The 25177-nt window shown below is 36.2% G+C and carries 25 protein-coding genes; 22 read left to right on the forward strand and 3 right to left on the reverse strand.

The features are described from left to right. Positions 1 to 224: 224 nt before the first annotated feature. The 18 genes from rpmH (at position 225) to ABMA78_RS15640 (ending at position 17036) form a co-directional block, all read left to right on the forward strand. Complete coding sequence (gene rpmH, locus ABMA78_RS15555) at positions 225 to 377, forward strand: 50S ribosomal protein L34 (protein WP_021267474.1); 153 nt, start codon at positions 225 to 227, stop codon at positions 375 to 377. Beyond that, a complete protein-coding gene (gene rnpA / locus ABMA78_RS15560) occupies positions 377 to 736 on the forward strand; it encodes a ribonuclease P protein component (protein ID WP_392861398.1) in 360 nt (119 codons plus the stop codon). The genes rpmH and rnpA overlap by 1 nt, the downstream gene beginning before the upstream one ends. A gap of 81 nt (positions 737 to 817) precedes the next feature. Further along, positions 818 to 2290, forward strand: coding sequence for a membrane protein insertase YidC (gene yidC, locus ABMA78_RS15565; protein WP_392861400.1), 1473 nt, complete (start codon positions 818 to 820; stop codon positions 2288 to 2290). 6 nt (positions 2291 to 2296) lie between these two features. Further along, the gene (locus ABMA78_RS15570; RefSeq protein WP_392861402.1) at positions 2297 to 3859 is read left to right on the forward strand and encodes a tRNA modification GTPase; all 1563 of its coding nucleotides are present in this window, start codon (positions 2297 to 2299) and stop codon (positions 3857 to 3859) included. A 140-nt stretch (positions 3860 to 3999) separates the two neighbouring features. Beyond that, complete coding sequence (gene mnmG / locus ABMA78_RS15575; protein WP_392861404.1) at positions 4000 to 5841, forward strand: tRNA uridine-5-carboxymethylaminomethyl(34) synthesis enzyme MnmG; 1842 nt, start codon at positions 4000 to 4002, stop codon at positions 5839 to 5841. After that, positions 5838 to 6503 carry a 16S rRNA (guanine(527)-N(7))-methyltransferase RsmG gene (locus ABMA78_RS15580; protein ID WP_392861406.1) on the forward strand — a complete coding sequence of 222 codons (666 nt, stop codon included), beginning with the start codon at positions 5838 to 5840 and terminating at the stop codon, positions 6501 to 6503. Before mnmG ends, ABMA78_RS15580 begins: the two co-directional genes overlap by 4 nt. Positions 6504 to 6539: 36 nt before the next feature. Next, the gene (locus tag ABMA78_RS15585) at positions 6540 to 7391 is read left to right on the forward strand and encodes an AAA family ATPase (protein WP_392861408.1); all 852 of its coding nucleotides are present in this window, start codon (positions 6540 to 6542) and stop codon (positions 7389 to 7391) included. 16 nt (positions 7392 to 7407) lie between these two features. Beyond that, complete coding sequence (locus tag ABMA78_RS15590; protein WP_392861409.1) at positions 7408 to 8373, forward strand: ParB/RepB/Spo0J family partition protein; 966 nt, start codon at positions 7408 to 7410, stop codon at positions 8371 to 8373. 103 nt (positions 8374 to 8476) lie between these two features. Then, a complete protein-coding gene (locus tag ABMA78_RS15595; RefSeq protein ID WP_103218611.1) occupies positions 8477 to 8809 on the forward strand; it encodes a polymer-forming cytoskeletal protein in 333 nt (110 codons plus the stop codon). A 144-nt stretch (positions 8810 to 8953) separates the two neighbouring features. After that, the gene (locus ABMA78_RS15600; RefSeq protein ID WP_392861411.1) at positions 8954 to 9397 is read left to right on the forward strand and encodes a hypothetical protein; all 444 of its coding nucleotides are present in this window, start codon (positions 8954 to 8956) and stop codon (positions 9395 to 9397) included. Positions 9398 to 9421: 24 nt separating this feature from the next. Beyond that, positions 9422 to 9949, forward strand: a complete 528-nt coding sequence (locus ABMA78_RS15605; protein ID WP_392861412.1) for a hypothetical protein — start codon at positions 9422 to 9424, stop codon at positions 9947 to 9949. A 16-nt stretch (positions 9950 to 9965) separates the two neighbouring features. Continuing rightward, on the forward strand, positions 9966 to 10505 hold the full coding sequence (atpH, locus tag ABMA78_RS15610) for an ATP synthase F1 subunit delta (RefSeq protein WP_392861414.1): 540 nt from the start codon (positions 9966 to 9968) through the stop codon (positions 10503 to 10505). Between the two features lie 25 nt (positions 10506 to 10530). Next, positions 10531 to 12039, forward strand: coding sequence for a F0F1 ATP synthase subunit alpha (gene atpA, locus ABMA78_RS15615; protein WP_392861553.1), 1509 nt, complete (start codon positions 10531 to 10533; stop codon positions 12037 to 12039). 17 nt (positions 12040 to 12056) lie between these two features. Further along, positions 12057 to 12929 carry an ATP synthase F1 subunit gamma gene (gene atpG, locus ABMA78_RS15620; protein ID WP_392861416.1) on the forward strand — a complete coding sequence of 291 codons (873 nt, stop codon included), beginning with the start codon at positions 12057 to 12059 and terminating at the stop codon, positions 12927 to 12929. Positions 12930 to 12939: 10 nt separating this feature from the next. Beyond that, the gene (gene atpD, locus ABMA78_RS15625; RefSeq protein ID WP_392861417.1) at positions 12940 to 14358 is read left to right on the forward strand and encodes a F0F1 ATP synthase subunit beta; all 1419 of its coding nucleotides are present in this window, start codon (positions 12940 to 12942) and stop codon (positions 14356 to 14358) included. A 57-nt stretch (positions 14359 to 14415) separates the two neighbouring features. Then, the gene (gene atpC, locus ABMA78_RS15630) at positions 14416 to 14826 is read left to right on the forward strand and encodes an ATP synthase F1 subunit epsilon (protein ID WP_392861419.1); all 411 of its coding nucleotides are present in this window, start codon (positions 14416 to 14418) and stop codon (positions 14824 to 14826) included. 105 nt (positions 14827 to 14931) lie between these two features. Beyond that, positions 14932 to 16491 (forward strand): hypothetical protein, encoded by a 1560-nt coding sequence (locus ABMA78_RS15635; protein WP_392861420.1) that lies wholly within the window; start codon positions 14932 to 14934, stop codon positions 16489 to 16491. Between the two features lie 41 nt (positions 16492 to 16532). After that, the gene (locus tag ABMA78_RS15640; protein ID WP_392861422.1) at positions 16533 to 17036 is read left to right on the forward strand and encodes an outer membrane beta-barrel protein; all 504 of its coding nucleotides are present in this window, start codon (positions 16533 to 16535) and stop codon (positions 17034 to 17036) included. Positions 17037 to 17098: 62 nt separating this feature from the next. On the opposite strand, the gene ABMA78_RS15645 is transcribed toward ABMA78_RS15640, so the two are convergent. Further along, a complete protein-coding gene (locus tag ABMA78_RS15645; RefSeq protein WP_392861424.1) occupies positions 17099 to 18277 on the reverse strand; it encodes a patatin-like phospholipase family protein in 1179 nt (392 codons plus the stop codon). 78 nt (positions 18278 to 18355) lie between these two features. Here ABMA78_RS15645 and ABMA78_RS15650 point away from each other — a divergent pair, with 78 nt between their 5' ends. The 4 genes from ABMA78_RS15650 to radA are packed head-to-tail and all read left to right on the forward strand — an operon-like array spanning position 18356 to position 23407. After that, positions 18356 to 18670 carry a hypothetical protein gene (locus ABMA78_RS15650; RefSeq protein ID WP_146037886.1) on the forward strand — a complete coding sequence of 105 codons (315 nt, stop codon included), beginning with the start codon at positions 18356 to 18358 and terminating at the stop codon, positions 18668 to 18670. Further along, complete coding sequence (locus ABMA78_RS15655) at positions 18642 to 20129, forward strand: hypothetical protein (protein ID WP_392861426.1); 1488 nt, start codon at positions 18642 to 18644, stop codon at positions 20127 to 20129. The genes ABMA78_RS15650 and ABMA78_RS15655 overlap by 29 nt, the downstream gene beginning before the upstream one ends. 30 nt (positions 20130 to 20159) lie before the next feature. Then, positions 20160 to 22037: an NAD-dependent DNA ligase LigA gene (gene ligA / locus ABMA78_RS15660; protein WP_392861428.1), complete on the forward strand. Its 1878-nt coding sequence runs from the start codon at positions 20160 to 20162 to the stop codon at positions 22035 to 22037. After that, positions 22037 to 23407, forward strand: coding sequence for a DNA repair protein RadA (gene radA / locus ABMA78_RS15665; RefSeq protein WP_392861429.1), 1371 nt, complete (start codon positions 22037 to 22039; stop codon positions 23405 to 23407). Before ligA ends, radA begins: the two co-directional genes overlap by 1 nt. Positions 23408 to 23420: 13 nt before the next feature. On the opposite strand, the gene glpK is transcribed toward radA, so the two are convergent. After that, positions 23421 to 24899: a glycerol kinase GlpK gene (gene glpK / locus ABMA78_RS15670; protein ID WP_392861431.1), complete on the reverse strand. Its 1479-nt coding sequence runs from the start codon at positions 24897 to 24899 to the stop codon at positions 23421 to 23423. Positions 24900 to 24936: 37 nt separating this feature from the next. After that, complete coding sequence (locus tag ABMA78_RS15675) at positions 24937 to 25155, reverse strand: hypothetical protein (RefSeq protein WP_392861433.1); 219 nt, start codon at positions 25153 to 25155, stop codon at positions 24937 to 24939. Positions 25156 to 25177: the final 22 nt, after the last annotated feature.

Genomic DNA, 25177 nt, shown 5'->3' on the forward strand with positions numbered 1-25177 from the left:
TCTACTCGTCAATTTTTCTTTAATTACGTGTTGTGGGGAGAATTTGTATCATGGCCCAAAATCCTAGGCCAATAAAAAAATGGGTTTTTTACGCATGGCCAAATAAATCAATTATTTTGGCCTGCACTATGTACAGGGCCATTGACCAGTGATGCGAAATGGTATAATACTAGCCCTTACAATATTAATTTTTAGTTAAACAGTTATAGTTAGGTAGGTTGAAGATGTCTAAAAGAACTTGGCAGCCAAAAAGAAAGAAAAGAATGAGAGTACACGGATTCCTTAAGAGAATGGAATCAGCAGGTGGGCGTAACGTTATCAAAGCTCGTAGAGCTAAGGGACGTAAGCAACTTACAGTTTCTCACGGTAAGAAATAATGACATCAGTTGATAGCACTTTTGATAAAAGTTCAAGACTGCTATCAACTGAAGATTTTTCTTATTTAAGAAAAAATTCTCATGTAGTCACTGATCGTTGGCTTCGTATTTACTACAAGCCATCACGTCTTAACTCTGAAACTTCCAGAGTCGGTTTTTCTGTTACCAAAAAAGTCGGTAAAGCTAATAAGCGTAATCTTTGTAAGAGAATAATTAGAGAATTCTTTCGTACGAGTTCCTACCGTAACAACGGTAAGGACTTTATGATTGTTGTCTCTAATCGTCTTTTTAAAAATTCACAAAATCCCAAAGAAGATCTTCGAAATTCCCTTGTGAACGCCTTTGCAAAAATTCAATAAAAGATTAACAACTCCTTTATAGCGTGTTAAAAATCTCCATACTTAAGCACTTAAGAAAATACACTCTAGGAGTATTAAAGAATGAATAATGATCAAAAACGCACTGTCTTAGCGTTTGTTCTTACTGGTGTAATTGTTTTCACATGGCAAGCACTTTTCAGTTCAAACCAACCAGTTCAACAACCAGTTAAGCAAGAACAAGTACAAACTCAAAACACACAAGGCACAGCAACGACTTCTTCATCTGAAACGAAGCCAATTGCTACGCAAACAAATAAAGCTACTAATCTAACTTCAGTAACTCTTAAAGCAGGTTCTTTTTTCTATACAGTAAATAGCGATCTTTCTTTTAGTGAAGCTGTTGGAAATAAAACTTCAATGACTTTAAAAGAGCTTTCTGACAAAGATAACTTTTTTAACTTTAAGTTAATTGATACGAATAACAATCTACAAAATTTCAACTTTGTATTTGATGAACAAACACAAGAAAATGAAGTTGTAGGTAATGACCTTAATAAGCAAATTTCAATTCGTTTAAAATTAGAAAATGATGGCCGTCTTTCTTACCAACTAAATGGTAACCAAGACTTTAGACTTTCATACAATATGTCAGCGACTGAAAAACAATCTGATAATAGAACTTATCGTCAGTATGTTGTTCAGGGAATAGATACTGATCGTTATAACTTAGAATCAGATGAGAAAGGTGAGGGGAGCTTAAAGTGGGTTGCTCTAGATTTTAATCACCATGTTTTCTTTAACGTATTTAATGAAAAGCAAACTATCAATTACATGGCCACTGAAAGTGGTGAGATCTTCTTCCAAACTGTAAATGGTAAGAAGAACTACAACGGTTATGTTCTTTATGCTTTAAAAAATTATGACTACCTTTTAGGATTTGATAATCAATTAGATCTATCAATCGATTTTGGTATCTTTGGAATCTTTGCTGTTCCAATTCTTAAAGCAATGCAAATGCTTTACACTTATGTAGGAAACTACGGTGTTGCAATTATCCTTTTAACAATTGTTATTCGTCTTGCTACTTATCCTCTTCAAGCTAAGTCTTTTAGATCAATGAAGAAGATGCAAGTTCTTCAACCAGAGATTGCAAAGCTTAAAGAAAAATATGCTGACGATCCAATGAAGCAGCAAAAAGAAACAATGGAATTATTTAAGAGATCTGGTGCTTCACCACTTGGTGGATGTCTTCCAATGGTTCTTCAAATTCCAATTTTCATTGCTTTTTATCAAGCAATTTCAAACTCTGTTGAACTAGTTGGTTCACCATTCTACTTTTGGTTAACTGACCTTAGTGCAAAAGATCCGTACTATATTCTTCCTGCAATTATGGGGATTACAATGCTTGTGCAAACTAAGCTTAATCCTTCAACTTCTGCAGATCCAAATCAACAGAAGATTATGTACATTATGCCGATCGTTTTCATTTTCATTATGAAAGATCTTCCAGCTGGTTTAAATCTGTATTTCACAGTTTCAAACATTCTGGGAATTGCACAACAACTATACGTTTACAAAACTGCAGAAGCATAATTAACCATGATATATGAAACGGATGACCTACCTATTGTCGCTTGCTCGACTGGCCTAAATGAAAATACGGCCATAGGGGTTATCCGTTTATCTGGTTTTTCCGACATTGGTTCTATAGGACCATTCTTTAAAAAAGATTTATCAAAACTAGAAATTCGCAAGGCCACTTTTACTAAGTTATACGACCAGGAAGGAAACTTCCTAGACGAAGTCGTTATTACGTATTTTAAAGGCCCTAATAGTTACAATGGTGAAAATATACTAGAGATAGCTGCACACGGTAATACACTCAATTTAAAGCGTATTATGAATGCATTCATTAACTCTGGTAACTTTCGTTTAGCAAAGAATGGTGAATTCACTTATCGAGCACTAAAGAATAAGAAGCTCTCACTTGCTCAAGTCGAAGGACTTGATGCTCTCTTAAATGCTTCTTCTTCTCTAATGCTTGATGAAGGTCTTAAACTTCTTAATGGAAGCCTTTATCAAAAATATACAGATCTCTACGATAAGTTTTTAAAACTGAAAGCGGCTGTCGAAATTAATATCGACTTTGCTGAAGACGTAGGGGAGGAACAGTCTCAGAAATTACTAGATGATGCTGTTGCCGATATTAGTGGTCATATTACTTCACTTCATCGAAGTGCTAGTGTGAATGCTAAGAGTTTAATGTCACCGGACATTGTTCTTTGTGGTGAACCAAATGCAGGTAAGAGCTCACTATTCAATTTATTCTTAAATGAGTCTCGCTCAATTGTATCTGATATTGCTGGAACCACACGTGATTATATTTCTGAATATATCAGCCTTGGAAATGAAACTTTTAAATTAGTTGATACGGCCGGACTTCGCAATACCACTGACGTTATTGAAGAAGAGGGGATTAAAAGAAGTCGTAATTTAATTGAAAATGCTTTCTATAAAATACTTCTCGTGAATATTAATGAAGTCGAAAAATATCAGTATCACGATATTAAAGAGACTCTTTTTGATGCTCTAATCTTTACACATTTTGATGAATTCAAAGGTGATATCAGTTTAGAAAAATTTAAAACAAATCTTCCAAAGGCTATTAAATACTATAGTGCCGACACTTCAAAAGGCGAGGGAAGTCTTGTAGAAATATGTGGTCCTATCGGACCAGATACACAAAGTGGTTCTATAGAACCAGTTGAAAAAGATCTTGGTCCTATGGGGGCAGACCACAAGAATGGTCCTATAGAACCAAAAGATATTTCTGGTCCTACAGGGGCAAAATCTGAAATGAATCAGAATACTGGTCCTATAGAACCAGCTCATATAACAGAGTTAATCACTCAGGATATATTATCTAAGTATTTGAAATTACGTAATAGCGATCCTATTTCAATCGAAAGACACCGTGTTGTTATCAATGATATTTATGGAAAATTTACAGATTTTTCTAATAATATTAAATACTTAGACGATATTGCTATCATTTCATCTGAAGTTTCGATTCTTGAAAAGAAAACCGCAGAACTTATTGGAATTATTAGTCCAGACGACACTCTTACACATATCTTTACCAACTTCTGCATAGGTAAATAATATATAAACCATTGATTTTTCTTAAAATATAGCTTAAATGTTCCACGTAGAACTTTATTATTAGAACTGCGCCTTTTGTTCCACGTAGAACAAATTATGGCAAAAGTTCCACGTGGAACACGTGTAGAATTGGAATTAATATGTTTGATGTTGCCATCATTGGTGGAGGACATGCAGGTCTTGAAGCTGCGTGGGCTGCCGCTCAATTTGATTTAAAAGTTGCAATCGTAACAATGCCTGGTGTGAGCATAGCATCGGCTCCATGTAATCCAGCAGTGGGTGGAGTAGGTAAAGGTCAGGTTGTAAGAGAGATAGATGCCCTTGGCGGTATCATGGGTAAACTTGCGGATAGAAGTGCTATCCAATATCGTACCCTTAATGAATCGAAGGGCTATGCTGTACAGTCAACTCGAGTACAGATTGATAAGGAAGTATACGCTAGGAACGCAGAAGCTGAAGTTGCTTCGAATGATAATATAACTGTTATTCGTGAGATGGTAGAGAGGGTAAGTAAAGATCAAGACTCTTTTCTTATTAAAACAGCTGAAGGTGAGTATCTTTCAAAGAAGATCGTTGTTACGACAGGTACATTCTTAGCTGGGAAGATGCATACAGGAGAAGAGCAATCAGATGGTGGTCGTGTCGACTGTCTAAAAGCCGACTCTCTTGAGAATATCTTTGTAGGTGTATCAGCACTTAAGACTAGGTTTAAAACAGGAACTCCTGCACGTCTTAAGAGAGATTCAATCGATTTTTCTAAGATGGTTGAACAGGAAAGTGATCCCACTGCAGTAAACTTCCACTTTGGGCATGATTTAAACGAAAGATTTGTTGAACAGGTGTCTTGCCACCTTACTAAAACGAATGAAAAGACCCTGGGGATTATACGCGATAATAAAGAAAGAAGTCCTATCTTTAATGGTCAGATTAAAGGTGTTGGACCTAGATATTGCCCTTCTATTGAGGATAAGGCTTATCGTTATGAAGATAAGGATGTTCACCACGTCTTTGTTGAACCAGAATCACTAGAATTAGATACGTTTTATCCAAATGGTATCTCTACATCTCTTCCTCGTGAGATACAGCTAGACTTTATTCGCACAATCGAAGGCCTGGAGAAAGCAGAGATTGCTATCTATGGATACGCTGTTGAATACGATGTAGTCGATACAACATGTCTGGATAGAACACTTCAGTCTAAAGAAATACCAGGACTCTATTTCGCAGGACAAGTAAATGGTACTTCAGGTTATGAAGAGGCCGCTGGACAAGGCTTGATTGCAGGAATTAATGCTGCAAGATCAGCTATTGGTGCAGAAAAGTTTATTTTAGATCGCGAGGATTCATATATTGGAGTTATGGTAGAGGACCTTGTTTCAAATAAGAGAGATGAGCCTTATAGACTATTTACTGCACGTAATGAAAACCGTCTCTATGTAAGAGAAGATAATACAATTCTACGTATGAAAAAGTATCGTCAACAACTAGGATTATATGCAGATGTTGACCAATACCAAGAATCCTTTGAAAGAAGCTTTAATATCATATGGAATGTAGCTAAGAATTATACATATAAGGCCAACCCAAATAATAAAGACTATTTCACTGAAAAAGGCTATGGACCTCTTAATTCAAATATAACTCTTGCTGAGTTATCAAAGAGGGCACATTTAAATCCTGTTGATGTGTTAGCAGCGGAGTTAAATGAGAATAATATGGCCTTCGATCCGAATGTTATTCGTACGGTAGCTATCTCTCTTAAATACGAAGGTTATATTGATCGTGCACTAGTAGAGAATGCAAAGATTAATCGTTTGAGTAAGAAACCAGTTGATTGGAAGGTATTAGTAGCAAGTGAGAATATCTCATTTGAATGCCGCCAACGTATAACAGAAATAAAGCCAGAAAGTTTTGGCCAATTACAAAGAATAGTAGGGATTCGTCCTGCAACCTTAGCCTATGTAGCAGGTAATATTTTATGATGAAAGATACAGAGTTTTGCCAAAAGTACTTAGAACAAATCAATGGTCCTTTTGCAGGAATTAACTTAACAAGAATTAATACACCAGAAGAGTTTTTTGATAAGCAATATGTAGATAGTGTTAAACCTATCGAAAACGTAGCCTCACTTAAGAAGATCTATGACAAGACGAAGATCCATGTCGATATTGGTTTTGGCGGAGGCTTTCCATTACTACCACTTGCTAGTTTAAATCCAGATAAGAAGTATATTGGTTTTGAAGCAAGAGGGAAGAAGTCGAAGGTAGTTAACCAGATTGCTGAGGCCATCGGTCTTGATAATGTTAAGACTTATCATCAAAGATTTGAGAACGTATATTTTGATCGCGACTGTACTATTACATTCAAGGCCGTATCAACGATACAAAATCTTCTCCCATTAATTATCACTGATAAGACTGTAAACGTGATCTTCTACAAAGGGCCTAACTTCTATGAATTAGAAGATCTGGATTGGCTTGGAAATAAGTGGGAGATAGTTGAAGAGACCCTTGTCGACATTCCAAATACTGAAGGCCGTATGATGATTGCCTTACGTAATAAGAATGTTCTACGTGGAACAGAAATCACAAGTTTTAGAAAAAATAAAAATAAACAACTTGTCACTTTGTCTTCATTTCTTTAAAAATATAGTAACAACTATATCTTTTGGGAGACATAAATGGCTAAAATTATTGCACTCATGAATCAGAAGGGTGGTGTTGGTAAGACAACTACTACAATTAACCTTGCTGCCTGCCTTGCAGTAGCCGAGAAAAAAACTCTGGTAATTGACCTAGACCCTCAGGGTAACGGTAGTGTTAGTTTAGGGCTTGATTCAGCGCAGCATAATGGAAGCAATATCTATCATGCAATGATTGGTAAAACAGATATTCGTGAATGTATCTACGAAACTGAATTACCTAATCTTCATATCTGTCCATCTGATAATAACTTATCTGGAGCAGAGATTGAGTTAGTAAGTGAATTCGCTAGAGAATCAAAGCTTAAGACAGCTTTTATGCCAGTAATGGATTCTTACGACTATATCCTAATTGATTGTCCTCCTTCACTTGGTCTTTTAACTGTGAACGCGTTAAACGCTGCTCATAGCTTTATTGTACCAATGCAAACTGAATACCTTGCAATGGAAGGTCTGGCACAACTTGTAAACACAGTTAAACTTATTAAAGCAAATTTAAATCCTACATTAGAAATGGACGGAATCGTCCTTACTATGTTTGATGGGAGAGCATCTCTTCACAAGCAAGTTGCAGAAGAGATTAGAAGGCACTTCGGCGAAAAAGTATTTCAATCGGTAATACCTAGAAATGTAAAACTCGCCGAGTGTCCATCTTTTGGTAAACCAATTATCCTTTACGATATTGAATCAAAAGGTTCTGAAGCTTACTTATCACTAGCTAAAGAACTTATTATTAAAGATCGTGCACAATCAGTAGAAATTCAAAATGAATTACCTCAGGTTCCTTCGACTAATGAAATCGATGGTTCACTAGCTGGTAATATTCAATAGGTAAGGGGAAGAGACAATGGCTAAGAAAATGGCGTTAGGAAAAGGAATGGGATCATTACTTGGTGGCACTCAAGGTGCTTCCAAAGCATCAAAGGCTCAAGCAGCTTTTTCTGATCTTCAAAAAGTAGCAGCAGATAATCCAGCTCCTACAAAACCAGTACTTAATACAACTCCAGCTGTACAAGTAGAAACTAATCCTTCAATGCTTGATATTACAGTTATTCATGCAAACCCAAACCAACCAAGAAAGATCTTTAAAGAAGAAGAGCTTCATGAGCTTTCTAATTCAATTAAAGAAAACGGAGTTATTCAACCACTAATCGTTGTTAAGGCCGATAATGGATATGAACTTGTTGCTGGTGAGAGAAGACTTCGTGCTTCTAAACTTGCCGGTCTTACACAAGTTCCTGTTGTTATTAAAAGAGCAACTGATCGTGAAAAGATGGTTATGTCGATCATTGAAAACGTTCAAAGATCTGATCTTAATTGTGTAGAAGAAGCTCTAGCTTACTTTGCACTAATGGAAGACTTCAACTTAACTCAAGAAGAAGTTGCAAAGAAAGTAGGAAAGGAAAGATCTACAGTAGCTAACTTCCTACGAATTCTTAAGTTACCACGCGATGTTGTTGAGTTAATTCAAAAGGATCAACTTTCATTTGGACACGCTAAGATTTTAGCTGGTGTGAAAGAAAGAGAAGATTGTATCCGTATTGCAAATAAAGCAGCTCTTGATAATCTATCAGTTCGTGAAACTGAAAAATTAATCAAGTCAGCGAAGAGACCAACAAAAGTTGGCAAAGAAGAAGAGAACTTCGACTTTTTTAATGGAAAAATGTCACAGTACCGTGAAAAACTAGAACAAAAAACTGGTTATCATTTCGGTATTAAAACAAATAAAAACGGTGGAGGAGAAGTTGTACTTAAATTCTCTAATGAAGCCGAATTTAATGATATTTTTGAATACTTACTTTTAAATAGATAATGTTTTATTGGTCCTATGGGACCAGTCTTGATGGCCGGTCCTATAGAACCAAAATTTAAATCAAATATGGTCCTATAGAACCAGCCACGGAAAGGGTAGATTTATGACACAAGGAACAATGGCAGCGATTATCGAAGACGGGTGTAAGCTCGAGGGTAATATCACACTAAACGGTGTAGGGCGCATTGCGGGAATTGTGAACGGAACTATCTTTTCAAATGATACGGTAATTATTTCCGAGGCCGCTGTAATAAATGCAGACATTATTGCTGACGTAATTATGATTAGTGGAATTGTAAAAGGTGACATTAAGGCGACATCTCGCGTTGAAATTATTAAGCCAGCTCGCTTCGAGGGGACTATCACTACGCCTTCGCTTATCGTGGAAGACGGCGTTATTTTCCACGGTACAACAAAGATGCACGACGAGAAATAATTAAATAAATTTGATTATTTACAACTTAAATAAATATTAACAATCATTCAGAAAAAAGCGGTTTATCTTGACGATAGGCCAGATAAAGTTTAATTATTAGTGAACTTTTAACCAATCTTATTACACAATTTGGGGTAGTCACTAATGGATACTATCAATACAGTATTAAACTCTCTAGGTATCAACTCTACTTTTTTCATTCAATTGGCCATCGTTACAGTTCTTTACTTTGTAACAAGAAACCTAATCTGGTCTAAGCTTCAAGAAGTTCTTGAGAACCGTGAAGCAAAAACTACTAAAATGGAATCTGGTGCTGACGAAAAGACACGTCTTGCGACTGAGCTAGAAAATGAATATAAGTCAAAAATTGAAGGCGCTCAATCTGAAGCTTTCAACTTAATTCAAAATAAGAAAGAAGAAGTTACTAAGCGTGAAGCAGTTAAGGTAAAAGAACTTGCTAATAAGCTTGAAACAGAAGCTAACTCAGAAAAAGCAAAATACTCTCAAGAATTAGAAGAGAAGAAAGTTGCTATCATGAAAGATGCTGATGAGCTTTCATCACTTCTAGTTGATAAAATTGTACAGTAGTCATTAAAATTATAAGGATACTAAATGAAATTATTATTAGCTCTAGTTTTTAGTAATATCGTATTTGCAGCTGGTGGTGAGTACCACGGTGGTCATTTATCAGACCTACTAGTTCCTGCAATTAACTTCACAATTGTTTTTGGATTCATGGCATGGAAAATTATCCCTTTCATGAAGAACTCATTTGTAGAAAAAGCAGATTCAATTAAGGATCTTGTAGAGTATGCAGCTGAGAAAGATGCAAAAGCAGAAAAAGTATTATCAGCTTCAAAAGCAAAGCTAGATAATATCGAAGGTGAGAAAGAACAAATTATCACTAACGCAAAAAATGATGGTGATAAGTTCGAAGAAACTTACGTTCAAGAAATCAAAGCATCAATGGAAAAAATGGAAGTAGATTCTTCACACAAATTAGAATCTGAAAAGAAGATGATGCTTAAGCAACTTAATGAATCGCTATTAGATGAAGTAATTTCTAAAACAAAGAATAAAATTCACTCAGATAGTTCATTATCCAATAAAGCAACAAGCAATTTAATTTCAAGACTATAGTTCTAGGGTTAGTAAGATGAAAGAAAAGAATGTAGCCAAAGCGTATGCAAAAGCGATTTTCAGCCTAGGTAAAGAGTCTAATATTAATACAGCTCAAGAGCTTACTGCTCTTACAGAAGTAATCAATGCAAGTAATGATTTAGAAAACGTAATGTTTCTAGATGTATTTACTGTTGAGGAAAAAGCTTCTGTTCTAAATGATGTATTAGCAAAGTTAGGGCTTTCTCAAGTTGTAAAATCATTTATTAATTTCCTACTTCAAGAAAAGAGAATTGGTATTCTACCTCTAATCTTTAAAGAAGTTATCGTTATGGATGATCATGAAAAAGGTTTCATGAGAGGAACAATTGAAGGTAATGCAGATTCAATTGATACTGAGTCACTTAATAAGATTAAGTCTTTTATTAAGTCACAACTTGGATCAGAACCTGAGTTAACTTATACAAAAAACGAAAAAATTACAGCAGGTGTTCGTGTGACAGTTGAAGACTATCAAATCGATGCATCTGTAGATAAACAACTTAATACTTTAAAAGAATCAATTATAAATGGCTAATGGCCAATTATTGTAGAGGTAAATGATGTCAATGAATCCAGAAGAAATTACGAGCATTATCAAAGACAGAATTGCTAACTTCGAAACTAAACTTCAAGTAGACGAAGTAGGTACAGTTCTTACTGTTGGTGATGGTGTTGCTAGAGTTTTCGGTCTTAAAAACGTAATGGCCGGAGAGCTTGTAGAATTTGCTACAGGTACAAAAGGTATGGTTCTAAACCTAGAAACTAACAACGTTGGTGTTGCTATTCTTGGTGATGATCCAAAAATCACAGAAGGTTCAACAGTAAAAAGAACTCAAAAGATCGTTGAAGTACCAGTAGGTGACGCTCTTTTAGGTCGTGTTGTTGATGCTATTGGTAATCCAATTGATGGACAAGGTGAAATCGTTTCTGAACACACTAGACGTGTTGAAATTAAAGCTCCAGGTATTCTAGGTAGAAAATCTGTACATGAGCCACTTCAAACAGGTATTAAAGCGATCGACGCTATGATCCCAATTGGACGTGGTCAACGTGAGCTTATCATTGGTGACAGAAAGACGGGTAAAACTGCTGTTGCAATCGATACAATCATCAACCAAAAAGGTAAAGATGTTGTTTGTATCTACGTAGCTATTGGTCAAAAGAACTCAACAGTACGTCAAGTACAACAAAAACTAAAAGAAGCTGGTGCTCTTGATTATACAATCATCGTATCTGCAACTGCTTCTAACTCTGCACCACTTCAGTACCTAGCACCATATACTGGTTGTACTATGGGTGAGTACTACAGAGATAGCGGTAAGCACGCACTAATCGTTTATGATGATTTAACAAAACAAGCACAAGCTTATCGTCAACTTTCACTTCTTCTTAGACGTCCACCAGGACGTGAAGCATTCCCAGGGGACGTTTTCTACTGTCACTCAAGACTACTTGAGCGTGCAGCGAAACTATCAGATGACCTAGGAGCTGGTTCACTAACTGCACTTCCAGTTATTGAAACTCAAGAAGGTGACGTTTCTGCATATATTCCAACAAACGTAATTTCGATTACAGATGGTCAGATCTTCCTAGAAGGTGACCTTTTCAACTCTGGTATCCGTCCGGCCGTTAACGTTGGTATCTCGGTATCACGTGTTGGTGGTTCTGCTCAGATTAAAGCAATGAAAAAAGTTGCTGGTACTCTAAGACTTGATCTTGCTCAGTACCGTGAACTTCAAGCTTTCGCGGCTTTCGGTTCAGATCTAGATGAAGCGACTCAAAAACAACTTTCAAAAGGTGAGAGACTTGTTGAGCTACTTAAACAAGCACAATATTCTCCATTTGATGTTATCGACCAAACTGTATCTGTATACGCTGGTACAAAAGGTATGTTCGACTCAGTACCTGTTGATAGAGTAAGAGATGCTGAAAAAGATCTTCTAGATCACCTAAATACTTCTCACTCAGATCTTATGAGTTCACTAAGATCAGAGAAACAAATCTCTGGTGAGAATGATGGTAAATTAGCAACTGCAATTAAAGAATTTATTGCAAGTAAGAACTACTAATTAATTGAGGAGCCATAATGGCAAATATTAAGGATCTTAAAAAGAAAATCAAAAGTACTAAGGGTACTTTAAAGATTACGGAAGCTATGAAACTTGTTTCAGCTGCAAAGCTAAACAAGGCTCAGAATGCTATTCTGAATGCGCGTCCTTATGCAAATGAATTAGAAGATTCAATTAAGACAATTTCTGCTTTAGTTGAAGGTTACAATCACTCTTTCTTAAATAATAACGAATCTAAGAAAGAAGTACTTCTTGTAATCTCTTCAAATAAAGGTCTTTGTGGTGGTTATAACTCAGGTCTTGCAAAAGCTGTTAAAGCTTATCTTGCAAACCATGAAGATACTAACAACCTTGAAGTTCACTTTATCGGTACTAAAGTAAAAGAACTTGTTGTGAAACTTGTTAATGAAGGTGAAACTTATGGTTTTGAAAGAACAGAACCACAATTTCACGAAGTTCAAACTATTGCGACTAAGCTTTCTGAGCTTTTCGCAACTGGTGAAGTAGGAAAGGTAAGTATTGCTTACAATATCTTCCATTCTGCTATCCAGGTTGAACCAACTGTTAAACAAGTACTTCCAATGACTCTTGATTCATCTGAAAGAGATGAGCTAAAGGAAAAGTATCCGTTTGATTTCAGATACAACCCTGGTGCTGAAAATATTTTAGATGGCCTTATCCCAGAAGCATACACAAGTGCAATGTGGACTGCAGTATTAGATGCTACAGCAGCAGAGCATGGGTCACGTATGTCAGCAATGGATAGTGCCGTTGGAAACTGTAAAGATGCAATTAGAACACTAACTATTAAAATGAATAAATTGAGACAAGCGGCGATTACGACTGAACTTATTGAAGTTGTATCTGGTGCTGAGTCCCTCAATGGTTAAGGAGCGTAGAATGTCACAAGCAAAAGGTGTTATTCGTCAAGTTATGGGTCCTGTTGTAGACGTTGAATTTGCTGATGGAAATTTACCGGAAATCTATAACGCCCTTTTAGTTACAAACTCAACAATCAACGACAAAGAAAATAACCTTGTTCTTGAAGTTGCAACTCACCTAGGTGATAACGTTGTTAGAACGATCGCTATGGACCAAACAGAAGGTCTTTCAAGAGGTTTAGTTGTTACTGACTCTGGTGCTCCAATTCAAGCGCCTGTAGGACGTGAGTGTCTTGGTCGTATCATCAACGTAGTTGGTGAGGCTATTGATGAAGCTGGTGAATTAGGTAATAAGAAATCTTATTCAATCCACAGAGAAGCTCCATCATTTGAAAATCAATCAACAAAACTTGAGCCATTCTTTACTGGTATTAAAGTTATTGACCTTCTTGCTCCATACCTAAAAGGTGGAAAGATTGGTCTATTTGGTGGTGCTGGTGTTGGTAAAACAGTTCTTATTATGGAACTTATCAACAACATTGCTACTCAACACGGTGGTTTCTCAGTATTCGCAGGTGTTGGTGAAAGAACTCGTGAAGGAAACGACCTTTACGAAGAAATGAAAGAATCAGGAGTTATCGATAAGACAGCTCTAGTATATGGTCAGATGAATGAGCCACCAGGTGCACGTGCACGTGTTGCTCTTACTGGTCTTTCTCTAGCGGAATACTTCCGTGATGAAGAAAAACAAGACGTACTATTCTTCGTTGATAATATCTTCCGTTTTACACAAGCTGGTTCAGAGGTATCTGCACTACTTGGACGTATTCCATCTGCCGTAGGTTACCAACCAACTCTTGGTACTGAGATGGGTGCTATGCAGGAGCGTATTACTTCAACTAAAGATGGTTCGATTACTTCTATCCAAGCTGTATACGTACCTGCCGATGACTATACTGACCCGGCTCCAGCAACTACATTCGCTCACCTTGATGCGACTACAGAACTTTCACGTTCAATTGCTGAAAAAGGTATCTACCCAGCGGTAGACCCACTTTCGTCATCTTCAACAATTCTATCTCCAGCTATCCTTGGTGATGATCACTATGATACTGCTCGTTCAGTTCAACAGATCCTTCAAAGATATAAGGAACTTCAAGATATCATCGCGATTCTTGGTATGGATGAACTTTCTGAAGAAGATAAAGTACTTGTTGGTCGTGCAAGAAAGATTGAGAAATTCCTTTCTCAACCATTCTTCGTTGCTGAGCAGTTTACAGGTATCCCAGGTCAATTCGTTGATATCAACGATACGATCAAAGCATTCAAAGCTATCTTAGCTGGTGAATGTGATGAAGTTCCTGAGCAAGCTTTCTACCTTGTTGGTAACCTAAACATGGTATATGAAAAGTGGGAACAACTTAAGAAAGACGCATAACTAAGTAGTAGGTTCCATGGGCCAAAAGCCTGTGGAACTTAAGCAAAGGATTAATAAATGAGTAACTTTGTTGTAAATATTCTAACGCCTAGCTCAGTTGTTGCGAAGAACGTACCAGCAGACTCAGTTTTCATCCCTACTTTAAAGGGTGAGATTGAAGTTCTTGATGGTCACACTCACATTGTTGAGAAGCTAGCTACTGGTAGCGTTGCTGTACACGGTGATGATTCTGAAAGATTTTTTACTGTTACTAACGGTATCGTAAAGGTTTTAAACGACCAAATTACTATCCTATCTATGACTTCTGAAGAAGATTGTCAGATTGATGAGGAAAGAGCTACAAATGCACTAATTTACGCTCGTGAAAAGCTGAAAGGAACACTAACTGATGAAGAATTAGTTAAGTACCGTCGTAAGCTTGATAGAGCGGAACTTAGATTACAACTAGTTAAGCAAATTTCGAAATAATAGATTAGGCCCTGGAAACAGGGCCTTTCTTTTGCCAATTAGAACTCACCCGGCAATTTCTGCCCCTTTAGTCTTAAATATCCCAATAGTGAGAAAATAGAGCTAATGATTATTAGGTTTATTTATCTCTTCATTTCTTTATTTTTAGCAAATGCGTATGCATTAAGTGGCGGAGATATAGTTACTCTTAAGCCTAAGAGTTTCGATGTTAAAGAAACATTTGAATTACATAAACGTTTTGTCCCACCGATCGCTTATCAAGGTCATGTTGAATCTGATGAAATTGTTATGGCAAGTTCTGGGGTTCAAAAAGGTGCTAAGGTAAGTGGTAATATCAAAGATGGGGAAGAACTCGTTTTCTTTTCTTACGGCGATAATAAAGGCAAGAAAGAAGCTCTTAAGAACCCTTCTGCTTTAACGAAAGCACCAATTGTTAAAGCTAAGCCAACAGCATTAGGAAAACCTAAGAATTATAAACCAGTCATCGATTTTTCAAGCTTTATTCAGTCAGCTGCACGTAAGAAGAAATCAGTTTCAAATTTCAAAGTAAAGTTACGTGAGTTTGGGCCTAAGGGTATTTCAAAGAATAATTTAACGGATTTCGACTTAGTTCCTACTTATAATTTAAATGAATTATTTACTGATGCTGGGATGGGGGAAATTACTATACCAATTTCTAGCGATGATAGCTTTTCAACTTTTCGGGGTTCAGTTGCTGCCCAGGGAATTATTAGAACAAATTTTGAGTTAAGTGCTCGCAGCGATACGACCTTTGATATTCCTGTTATTAATGGTGATTATCTTTTCAAGATATTAGAAAAGAATAAAGTCAAAGAAGAGACAGGGGCCCATATTTTAGTGGATCTTGGTGATAAGATCGATACATCTACTTTCATGGGTAGCTTTAAAAAGAAGGTCTTTCTTAATCGAAACTTTAAAGAAGTCGATCCTGGAGATGCCTTTGTTTACGAGCTCTACCTCGATGTTGAATTAGGAAATCATTTAATTAAGTATATGGACTTTAAGGGCAAGGTTGCACAAAAAATTATCCATCTTGTACAAGATGAAATTACATATGAGGCACCTTTACTCTTAGATGCGAAGGCCATTAATTTTTCTGTTTATGAAGAAAATCTTGCAGCTAAGACACTGCAGTCTTTGAACTTGAACGATAATGATATTCGCTACTTTAACCGTGAAATTTCGGCTTCTAAAGTTGGGCTTAATCGCTATAAAATTCTTACCCCATTGCGGGATGCCAGTTTTAAACACTATATTGAAGTTGGTAAAGAGAACTCGGTCTTTGTGGGATTCAACGATATTAAGAAAGTCGTGATTCCATCTATTGAGTATATTGATTACTTAAAAGAGCTCTTTCAAAATCGGGCCGATAATGGTGCATGTGTTATTCAAATTAATTTGAATAATCCGTTAGTTGGTTTTGAAGCTTATATGTCGTCACAGCGGCCATCCGGTTCTTATGATTTTTACTATATGGACAAGGATGGAACAGTTAGTGCCGAAATAACAGGACTTACGGAGAAGGTATTTGTGATCTCCCATGATTACGGGATTATGAATACGAAAATTGACTCTGGGGAAGGCAATATTCAATACACCCAAAGTTTCTGTACTGAAGGATTATATATTATTGAAAATATCTAGTTTGAGAGAATATTACTAGATTTATCTTATGAGGAGATTGTATGAAAAAGATTTTAGTTGCAATGATGATTATGATTGCTGGTTTCCAAGCACAAGCTGGAATTTATGTTGAGCCATACCTAGCTTATAATATTCTAGGTGATACTGATGGTGATGATACTACTGGTACAAATATCGGTGGTCGTTTAGGTTATTCACTTCCAATGCTTGTAAGTTTTGGACTTGATTACAATATGGGTTCATATACTATTGATGATGCAACAGGTGATGTTGATGCTGATACTACTAATCTAGGTGTATTCGTAGCAGTTGATCTTCCAATTCTTTTAAGAGGATATGCAAGTTATTACTTCTCTTCTGATATTGAAGCATCAGGAGCAAGTTTTGATGGTTCAGGAGTTGCTGTTGGTGTTGGTTTCACAATGCTTCCATTTGTATCACTTAACTTAGAGTACCGTGCAATGAGCTACGATGGTGCAGGTGGTTTCCCGGACTTTGATGGAAAAGAAATCCTAGTTGGAATTTCAGTTCCACTTGATCTTTAATCAATAAAAGATTTTAAATATGAAGGCCCACTTATGTGGGCCTTTTTTATTTCTTTAAATTTCTAAGATTCGTATTCTTTATTATTAAATATTTCCATTGTTCGCTTGTAGCCAGCTTCAAGCATCTTAGTCATCTTTTTAGGGTTTAAGCTGAAAATATCAGCAAAGAAGAGATTGTAATCATCATGCTTTGGATAGATATCGATAAGCTTGACGTCAGGATTGAAGTTAAGCTTTCTTTCGATAATTGAAGTGATATGGCGTCGCTGCTCATTGCTGAATTTTTCGTTGAGCATATACTGATTTACAGTATCAATAATATCTTGGGCCGCAATTCTCCTTGCTCTTGAATCAACGATTTTCTTTTGAATCATCAGATAAATAGCTTGAGTACAAATTGCTGGAAGGCCATAGTTTGCAAGGGATCCAATCTCATCATGGTAATGATAAGGTGTATGAGTCCAACTTGAAATGATATACTCACAATTATTATCAACAGCAACGTGAGTTGAAAGAGTTTCACGAATTTCACCATCAATATAAAAGTCAGTAGTATCTGTTACCGTATTATGAATTGGGTACGGACTATAAAAAGGCGGCACACTCATAGAAGCAGTTGCAGCTTCAGCTATTGGTATATCTGTATAGTAATGAGCTGTTGGGTCATGGCCAGGATTTGGATAATTATAGCGAGAAAAGATAGTCTTTCTTGAATTATCTAATTGTGTAGCAATGATAAAGAGATCTGCATCGTAATCATCGAAGTTATTTGACTTAATGATATTTTCTATAATGTAATCGTGTAACCCTTGTGTAGAGAAAAGTCCCGAAACTGTCATAATAGGTTTTAAAAGACTTTTGATAACAAGTGGAAAGCCATCCAGTGGATCGTAGAGATTCGGATGGTGAGGCTTTAGACTAGGTCTCTTTAAAGAGAGCATGTCCTTGTATGTAATTGGCTTCAAACCAGATTTGTTTTTATGAATAAAAGCTTCAATGACTTCAAGTGGTGAATGGCCAGAGGCCAAAAAGAGACTGATTAGGGCCCCTGCACTCGAACCAACATAAGTTGAGATTTCATAATCAGAATTTACATCAGAATGATTATGCTTGAATGTAAACCCAAGGTCGTGAAGTGCCCAACTTACTCCAAGGTGCCATGCGGCAGCTTTAACGACACCGCCCGAAAGAACCAGGGCAGTCTTTTTATTCCTGAAGTTTTCTATATCAACTCTGTTCATAAAAAAATTATACTCGAAATACGAATTTATGTATTGATAATTTTTGGCAAAGCACGTCAAGTTGGTTAAAATTAAGAAATGATTTGGATGGACATAAATGACTATTCATTGTTGAAGGGAATCTCAATATCAACAATTCGTCGCTATATAAAAAGAGATAAATTAATTTGGAAATTTGATCAGGGTAAATATCTGATTCAAATGAACGAGTGGGAATATAACGATTCACTAAGTGCATCGAACGCCATCGTATACCTAAAGCGTTTACAAGAAGAACATGAACTTCTTAAAAAAGAATTAATTAAAACCAAGCAAGAAAATAATGAATATAAAATGCTCGTAGATCTCTACGAAGGTCGTCTCAATGAAAATAATCAAATTACTTATAACTAGTTTTTCACTTTTACTAGCACTTGATGCTTTTGCTGCACCAAGCGCACGTCGTTGTATGGTTCTACCTGTAAGAGACTCTGTCGGTGGAGCACTAGGTTATGAGGTCTTTGCTAAAATTGAAGGTTACCTAAAATCATCACGTTGGTGCTATTACCAATATAATTCTGAAATTATCAATATTTTATCAAATTATAAGAAGAATCTAGATGCGGCCTTAGAGAATCCAAAAGTTTTAAAATTGGTTTCTGAAAAAACAAATGCTGGCTCATTAATTAAAGTTAAAATTGAAAGCCTTCCAAAAGGTGTTGCTGTTAATATGCAAATCTTTGGAGCTAATGGTAGAGATATCTACTTCAATGAAAAAATTGAGCTTAATAGTGACGATCCTGGATTAATTGCTCAGACGGCCAATAATTGGCTCGATCAATATGAAAAACAAATTCCATACGATGCTCGTGTACTTGGAGTTCTAGGACAACAGTTCTCAATTGATCTTGGAAAAGATGCCGGTATCTTTACTGATTATGAAGTAAAGGTTGTACGTCCGATGCGACGTCGAAAGCACCCACTTCTTCAGGAAGTCGTTGACTGGGAAACAAAAACAATTGCTACAGGTAGGATTATTCATGTTGGTGAATCACTATCTCAAGTAAAAGTACTTCGCTATGAAGACAAGAGTCTTATTCAAGCTGAAGACTGGGTATTAATTTCTAAGAATACAAAAGAATCCGAAAAGAGAGATTTAAAATATGATCCAGTTGAAGGTAATGATCGTACATCTTCATTTGGTCGATTAGGTGAATTTGGACTGGCCCTTAAGATTGGGACAGGATCAAATAATAATTCATCAATTTCAAATGGAACAAAATCAATTAACGGAGTTGATTTTGCAATCGCCTTTGATAGTGAGCTGTGGCTTACAAGAAATTATTGGGTTGGCCTAGAATTAGAAAAAGGTTTTGGAAAGTATTCAAAAGATGCAGGTAATTTAGTTTCTGATAGTAATTCGATGGACTCATCTCGTTTTAGATTACTAGCAGGTTATAAATATCTTCCGATGGGCTTCTTCTATGGCCCACAAGTTGATGTCTTCTTTGGTTACGGATCATATACACATGGTTTTGATAATCAAGTAGCAGATGGATTTACTGAAATAAACTTTAGTGGAATCTTAGTCGGTGCCAGAGCAAGTATGCCACTGGTTAGAGGAATTAGAATTTATTTCCAATTCGATTTTATGCTTGATCCTGGTTATGAAGAAGATGTTTCGATTTTTGGTAGTGCAAAAGATACAACTAACTTCCACGTTGCTGCTGGTGCTGAATATAAGTATGGACCAAATATCAATCTATACGGTGGAATCGATTACTTAAGCGATAAAGCTGAATTTGCAAGCGACGGTACTAAAGTAACTGTTAAGAACACGGCCCTAAAGGGTGGTGTGAAATTTGCTTTCTAAAATGACAATCTAAATTAGTAGAGAAAGAACATGAAACGTATAAAAGAATTGGCCGATCAAATCAAGATCCATAAGGCATTGTACTATGCTGGAAAACCAGAAATTACAGATATTGAATATGACAAATTAGAAGATGAGTTAAGAAAATTAGATCCAGAAAACTCAGTTCTCAATCTTGTTGGTTCAACAATCACTTCACTTGATAAAGTAAAGCACGACAAGAAAATGTTATCACTTGGTAAAACCTATAAAGTCGATGAGCTAATTTCTTGGGCCAAGAAATACGAAGTCTTAGGAATTTATAAAGTTGATGGTGTCTCTTGTTCTCTTATCTATGAAGACGGACACCTAGTGTTAGCTAAGACTAGAGGCGATGGAACTTACGGTGAAAATATCACGCAAAAAGTTCAATGGATGAAAGGTGTTCCAGGATCGATTTCTATTAAGGATAGAATAGAAATTCGAGGTGAGATGTATTGTGATGAACAATCTTTTTTTCACCTTTCAGAAACAATGGTTGCTCAAGGGTTAGAGAGACCTTCATCTCAAAGAAATATTGTCGCAGGTCTAGTGGGTAGAAAAGAAAATATCAGTCTATGTTCTTATATCAATTTTAAGGCCTTTGATCTAATTGGCCTAGACTTTGATAAAGAAAGTCAGAAGTATGAAACACTCAAGAAAGAAGATTTCGATATTCTTGAATATACTCTCATGCATACAAAGAAAGATTATGAAGTTGCGATTGATGATGCCAAAGACTTTATGGCCAATGGAGATTATCTGATTGATGGGCTTGTTTTTGTCTACAATGAAATAAAGCTACATGAAGAACTTGGAGAAACAGCTCATCATCCACGTTATAAGATGGCCTTTAAATTTGAAGGAGAGACGGTACAAACAACTCTTAATTCAATTACATGGCAAGTATCTCGAAATGGTATCTTAACTCCTGTAGGTGAAGTTGAGCCTGTTTCTATTAGTGGTGCTGTCATTTCTCGCGTGACTCTGCATAATTATGGAATGGTTAAACAGCATAATTTAAAAGCAGGGGATAAGATTGAGATAATTAGAAGTGGAGAAGTTATTCCTAAATTTCTTCAGACAATTGAAGAGTCTCAAAATGAATTTCTAATTCCAGAATGTTGTCCAAGTTGCGAGTCTAAAGTCGTCATCGAAGACATTAGACTCTTTTGTAAGAACCCTGCTTGTCCAGCTCAAGTTAAAGAAGCGATCTTAAATTTTATTCAAAAAATTGGTATTGATGATCTAAGCTCTAAACGTCTTGAAGAGATGATTCGTAAGAAGTTAGTAACAACAATTGAAGATCTTTATAAGCTAGAAATGGATCAGTTACTAACACTTGATAAAGTGAAAGATAAATTGGCCACAAAACTTCTTACAAGTATTGAAGGATCAAAGAAGGCAGATCTAATTACATTTATTTCAGCTCTAGGAATTACAGGTGGTGCCTATAATAAATGTGAAAAAGTAGTTCATGGTGGTTTTGATTCAATAGAAAAACTATTAAATATGAATGCAGATGAGCTTGCAACTCTTGAAGGTTTTGCAGAAAAGTCTGCCACAACTTTTGTAAACTCATTACAAGAAAAGAAAGATTTAATTAAAAATCTACAAGCTCTTGGTTTCACTTTTGAAGTATTAGAAGAAGAAGTTGGCTCTGGATTGGCTGGATTAAAAATTTGTATTACTGGTTCTCTATCACGAAAAAGAAGTGATATCGAAAAAGATATTAAGGCCGCAGGTGGAACACCTGTTGGTTCTGTTAGCAAGAACACTGATATTCTTCTTACAAATGAAACTGAAGCTAGGTCTTCTAAATATAAGAAGGCACTAGATTTAGGAATTACGATAAAGTCAGAAGATGAAGTAATGGGAATGATTGATTAATGGCCAAGAAAAGTAAAAAAGTTTTTGAATGTTCAAATTGTGGATTTCAAACTGCAAAGTGGATGGGACGTTGTACTGACTGTGGCGAGTGGAATAGTTTTGTCGAAGAAACTTTTTCACCTGTCCAAGAAAGTATAAAAGTTAAGGCCGTTGGTGAAACAGCACCAAAAAAGCTAAAGGAAATCGAAGTTGAAACATACAACCGTGTAAGTACTGGCATCGGTGAATTTGACCGAGTCGTAGGTGGAGGCTTAGTTCCAGGCTCTCTTATCTTAATTGGTGGTGAACCCGGTATTGGTAAATCGACACTACTTACAGAAATGCTTTCAAAACTTTCAGGTCAGCAAAATGATCAAAGCTTTCTTTATGTTAGTGGTGAAGAAAGTGAGGGACAGGTTGCTGGACGTGCAAAACGTATGGGCCTTAAAAATGATTCATTCTATATTTATAACGAAACAAATTGGCAAAATATTCTAAATCAAATCAAAAAAATTAAACCACGTTTTATGGTTTTAGACTCGATTCAAACAACAACTTCGAGTGAGTTGCAATCTCCTCCAGGAACAGTCTCTCAGATTCGTGAGGTTACTTATGAGTTAATGAATCATGTTAAAGCAACAGGAATTACTTGTTTTGTTGTTGGCCATATTACAAAAGATGGTGCGATTGCTGGTCCTAAAATTCTCGAGCACATGGTAGACACGGTTATTTACTTTGAAGGTGATCAGTTTGGTCACTATAGAATGCTAAGAGCTATTAAAAATCGTTTTGGAAATACAAATGAAGTAGGCATTTTTGAAATGCAAGAAGATGGACTGAATGAAGTTAAGAATCCATCACAATTCTTCTTGGATGACGATTTAGAAGATAGCTTTGGAAAAAGCTTAACTTGTATTAAGGAAGGGACGCGACCTTTATTTGTTGAGGTTCAAGCTCTCGTTGCTGAAAATAAATTTGGTAATGGACGTCGTACAACTCAAGGTCTTGATAATAATCGAGTTGCTATGATGGTTGCAATCATTGAAAAGTATGCAAATATTCCGATGGGCATGAATGATATCTATGTCAATGTTGTTGGAAGTATGAAGCTTACGACTCGAGAGTCAGACTTAAGTATCATTGCAGCTCTTTTAAGTTCATATAAGTCTAAACCAATTCCTAAGGATACAGTTTTCTTAGGAGAAGTGGGACTTACTGGGGAAGTTAGGACAGTTCCTCATATGGAGATGAGAATTAAGGAAATGGAACAACTTAATTATAAGACCCTTGTGGCCTCTCCAAAGGTTGCAAAAGATTACTCAAAGAAATCAAAATTAAAAATTATTCCAGTTAGAAAAGTTACAGATATATTTAAAGTACTAGGGGACTAGCCCCCTAGTATATTTAAAAATTTACTTGAATATATCTATTCCAAAGATTCTTTTTATAATCGAAGTATTCAGAATTAGCTGTTGAAGATTCAAAGAATGATTCTTTTTCCCATTGCTTACTTACATCATCAATAGACATTAGACCTGCGCCAATAGCAGCAGCTAAAGCTGCACCATAAGAAGTCGTTTCAATAACCTTTGGTCTCGTAACATTGATCCCCGAGATATCGGCCTGAATTTGCATTAAGAGATTATTTGCAACAGCACCACCATCCACTTTGAATTCTTCAAGATCGCTTCCCATGTCGCTCTTCATGGCCTTAATTAGATCATTAATACTTAAAGCAATTCCCTCAAGAGCAGCACGACAAATATCATTCGTATCCGTTGCGCGTGTCATTCCAATTAATGCCGCTTTTGCATGCGGTTTCCAATATGGTGAGCCAATCCCTGTAAAGAATGGAAGTAATATAAGATCTTTAATTTGATTTAGATCTTTAATAGCATTCGCTTTATCTTCTGTTTGAGCTGCATTATCAATGATTTGAAGATTATCTCTAAGCCATTGAACACATGCCCCTGCAATATAGCAAGAGCCTTCAAGAGCATAATAAGTCTTACCCTGATACTTATAAGCAACTGTTGTTAGAAGGCCGTGTTCAGAATATTTTTTTTCTTCACCAGTGTTAACTAGCATAAATGCACCAGTACCATAGGTACACTTTCCTGTTCCCTTTGTGAAACAAGCTTGGCCAAAGAGTGCAGCTTGTTGATCTCCTAGTATTCCATTAATAGGAATTCCGTCTGGAAGAAAGTCTAGGCCTTTTGTTTTTCCAAAGTCACAGATAGATTCACATACTTCTGGTAAGCATGTCTGATCTATTCCTAGAGCTTCACAGAGATTTGCGTCCCAATTACATGTATCAAGTGACATAAGTAATGTTCTTGATGCATTGGATACATCTGTTCTATATGCTTCACCATTTGTTAGACGATAAAGTAGGAAAGTATCGATTGTTCCAAATCGTAGGTCATGATTCTTGTAGGCTTCTTTAACGTATTGGTTATTATTTAATAACCAGTGCATTTTCGTTCCTGAAAAATATGGATCAAGTGGAAGACCAGTAACTTTTTTGAAATTGTCCTCTTGGGCCTTCATGCTTTCACAGAAATCTGCTGTTCTACGATCTTGCCAAACGATGGCCTTGGCCAAGGCATCACCTTTGCGGTTAAAGGCACAAGTTGTCTCTCTTTGGTTAGTAATTCCAATCGAGGCAATATCTTTGGCATCAATATTATTTCTTTTAAGAACACTTTGAACGGTGCTCTTTACGCTCTTCCAAATTTCATCGAGATCGTGTTCAACCCAACCTGTGTCTGGGAAGTACTGTTTGAATTCTTGATTTTCTTTATCAACAAACTTAAAAGTTTTAGCGTCGATAATAGTAGCAGTAGTACCTGTAGTACCTTGGTCTAAAGATAAAATATACATTTTTACTCCAGTATAAGAGTTAATTTATAGTAAAAAGCTATTCAGTTAATTTTACACCGGGATTATGGCCTGGGTAATTACGCGCAATGCTGTTGATTGCAATTTCCCATTGTTTAGCTAAAAAGAAGTTACTTCCCTTTAGAAGTGTGACGGATAGACCGATTAAGATAACAAGTAAAAAGATGAACTCGACAAAGGTTTGCCCAGCTTGATTAAGAATTTTTTTCTCTAGCTCTTTGTCTTGCGTTTTTTGCATAGTGCAATCTTACCTAATTAAG

This window comes from Halobacteriovorax sp. RZ-2 (assembly GCF_043196685.1).
Classification (GTDB): Bacteria; Bdellovibrionota; Bacteriovoracia; order Bacteriovoracales; family Bacteriovoracaceae; genus Halobacteriovorax_A.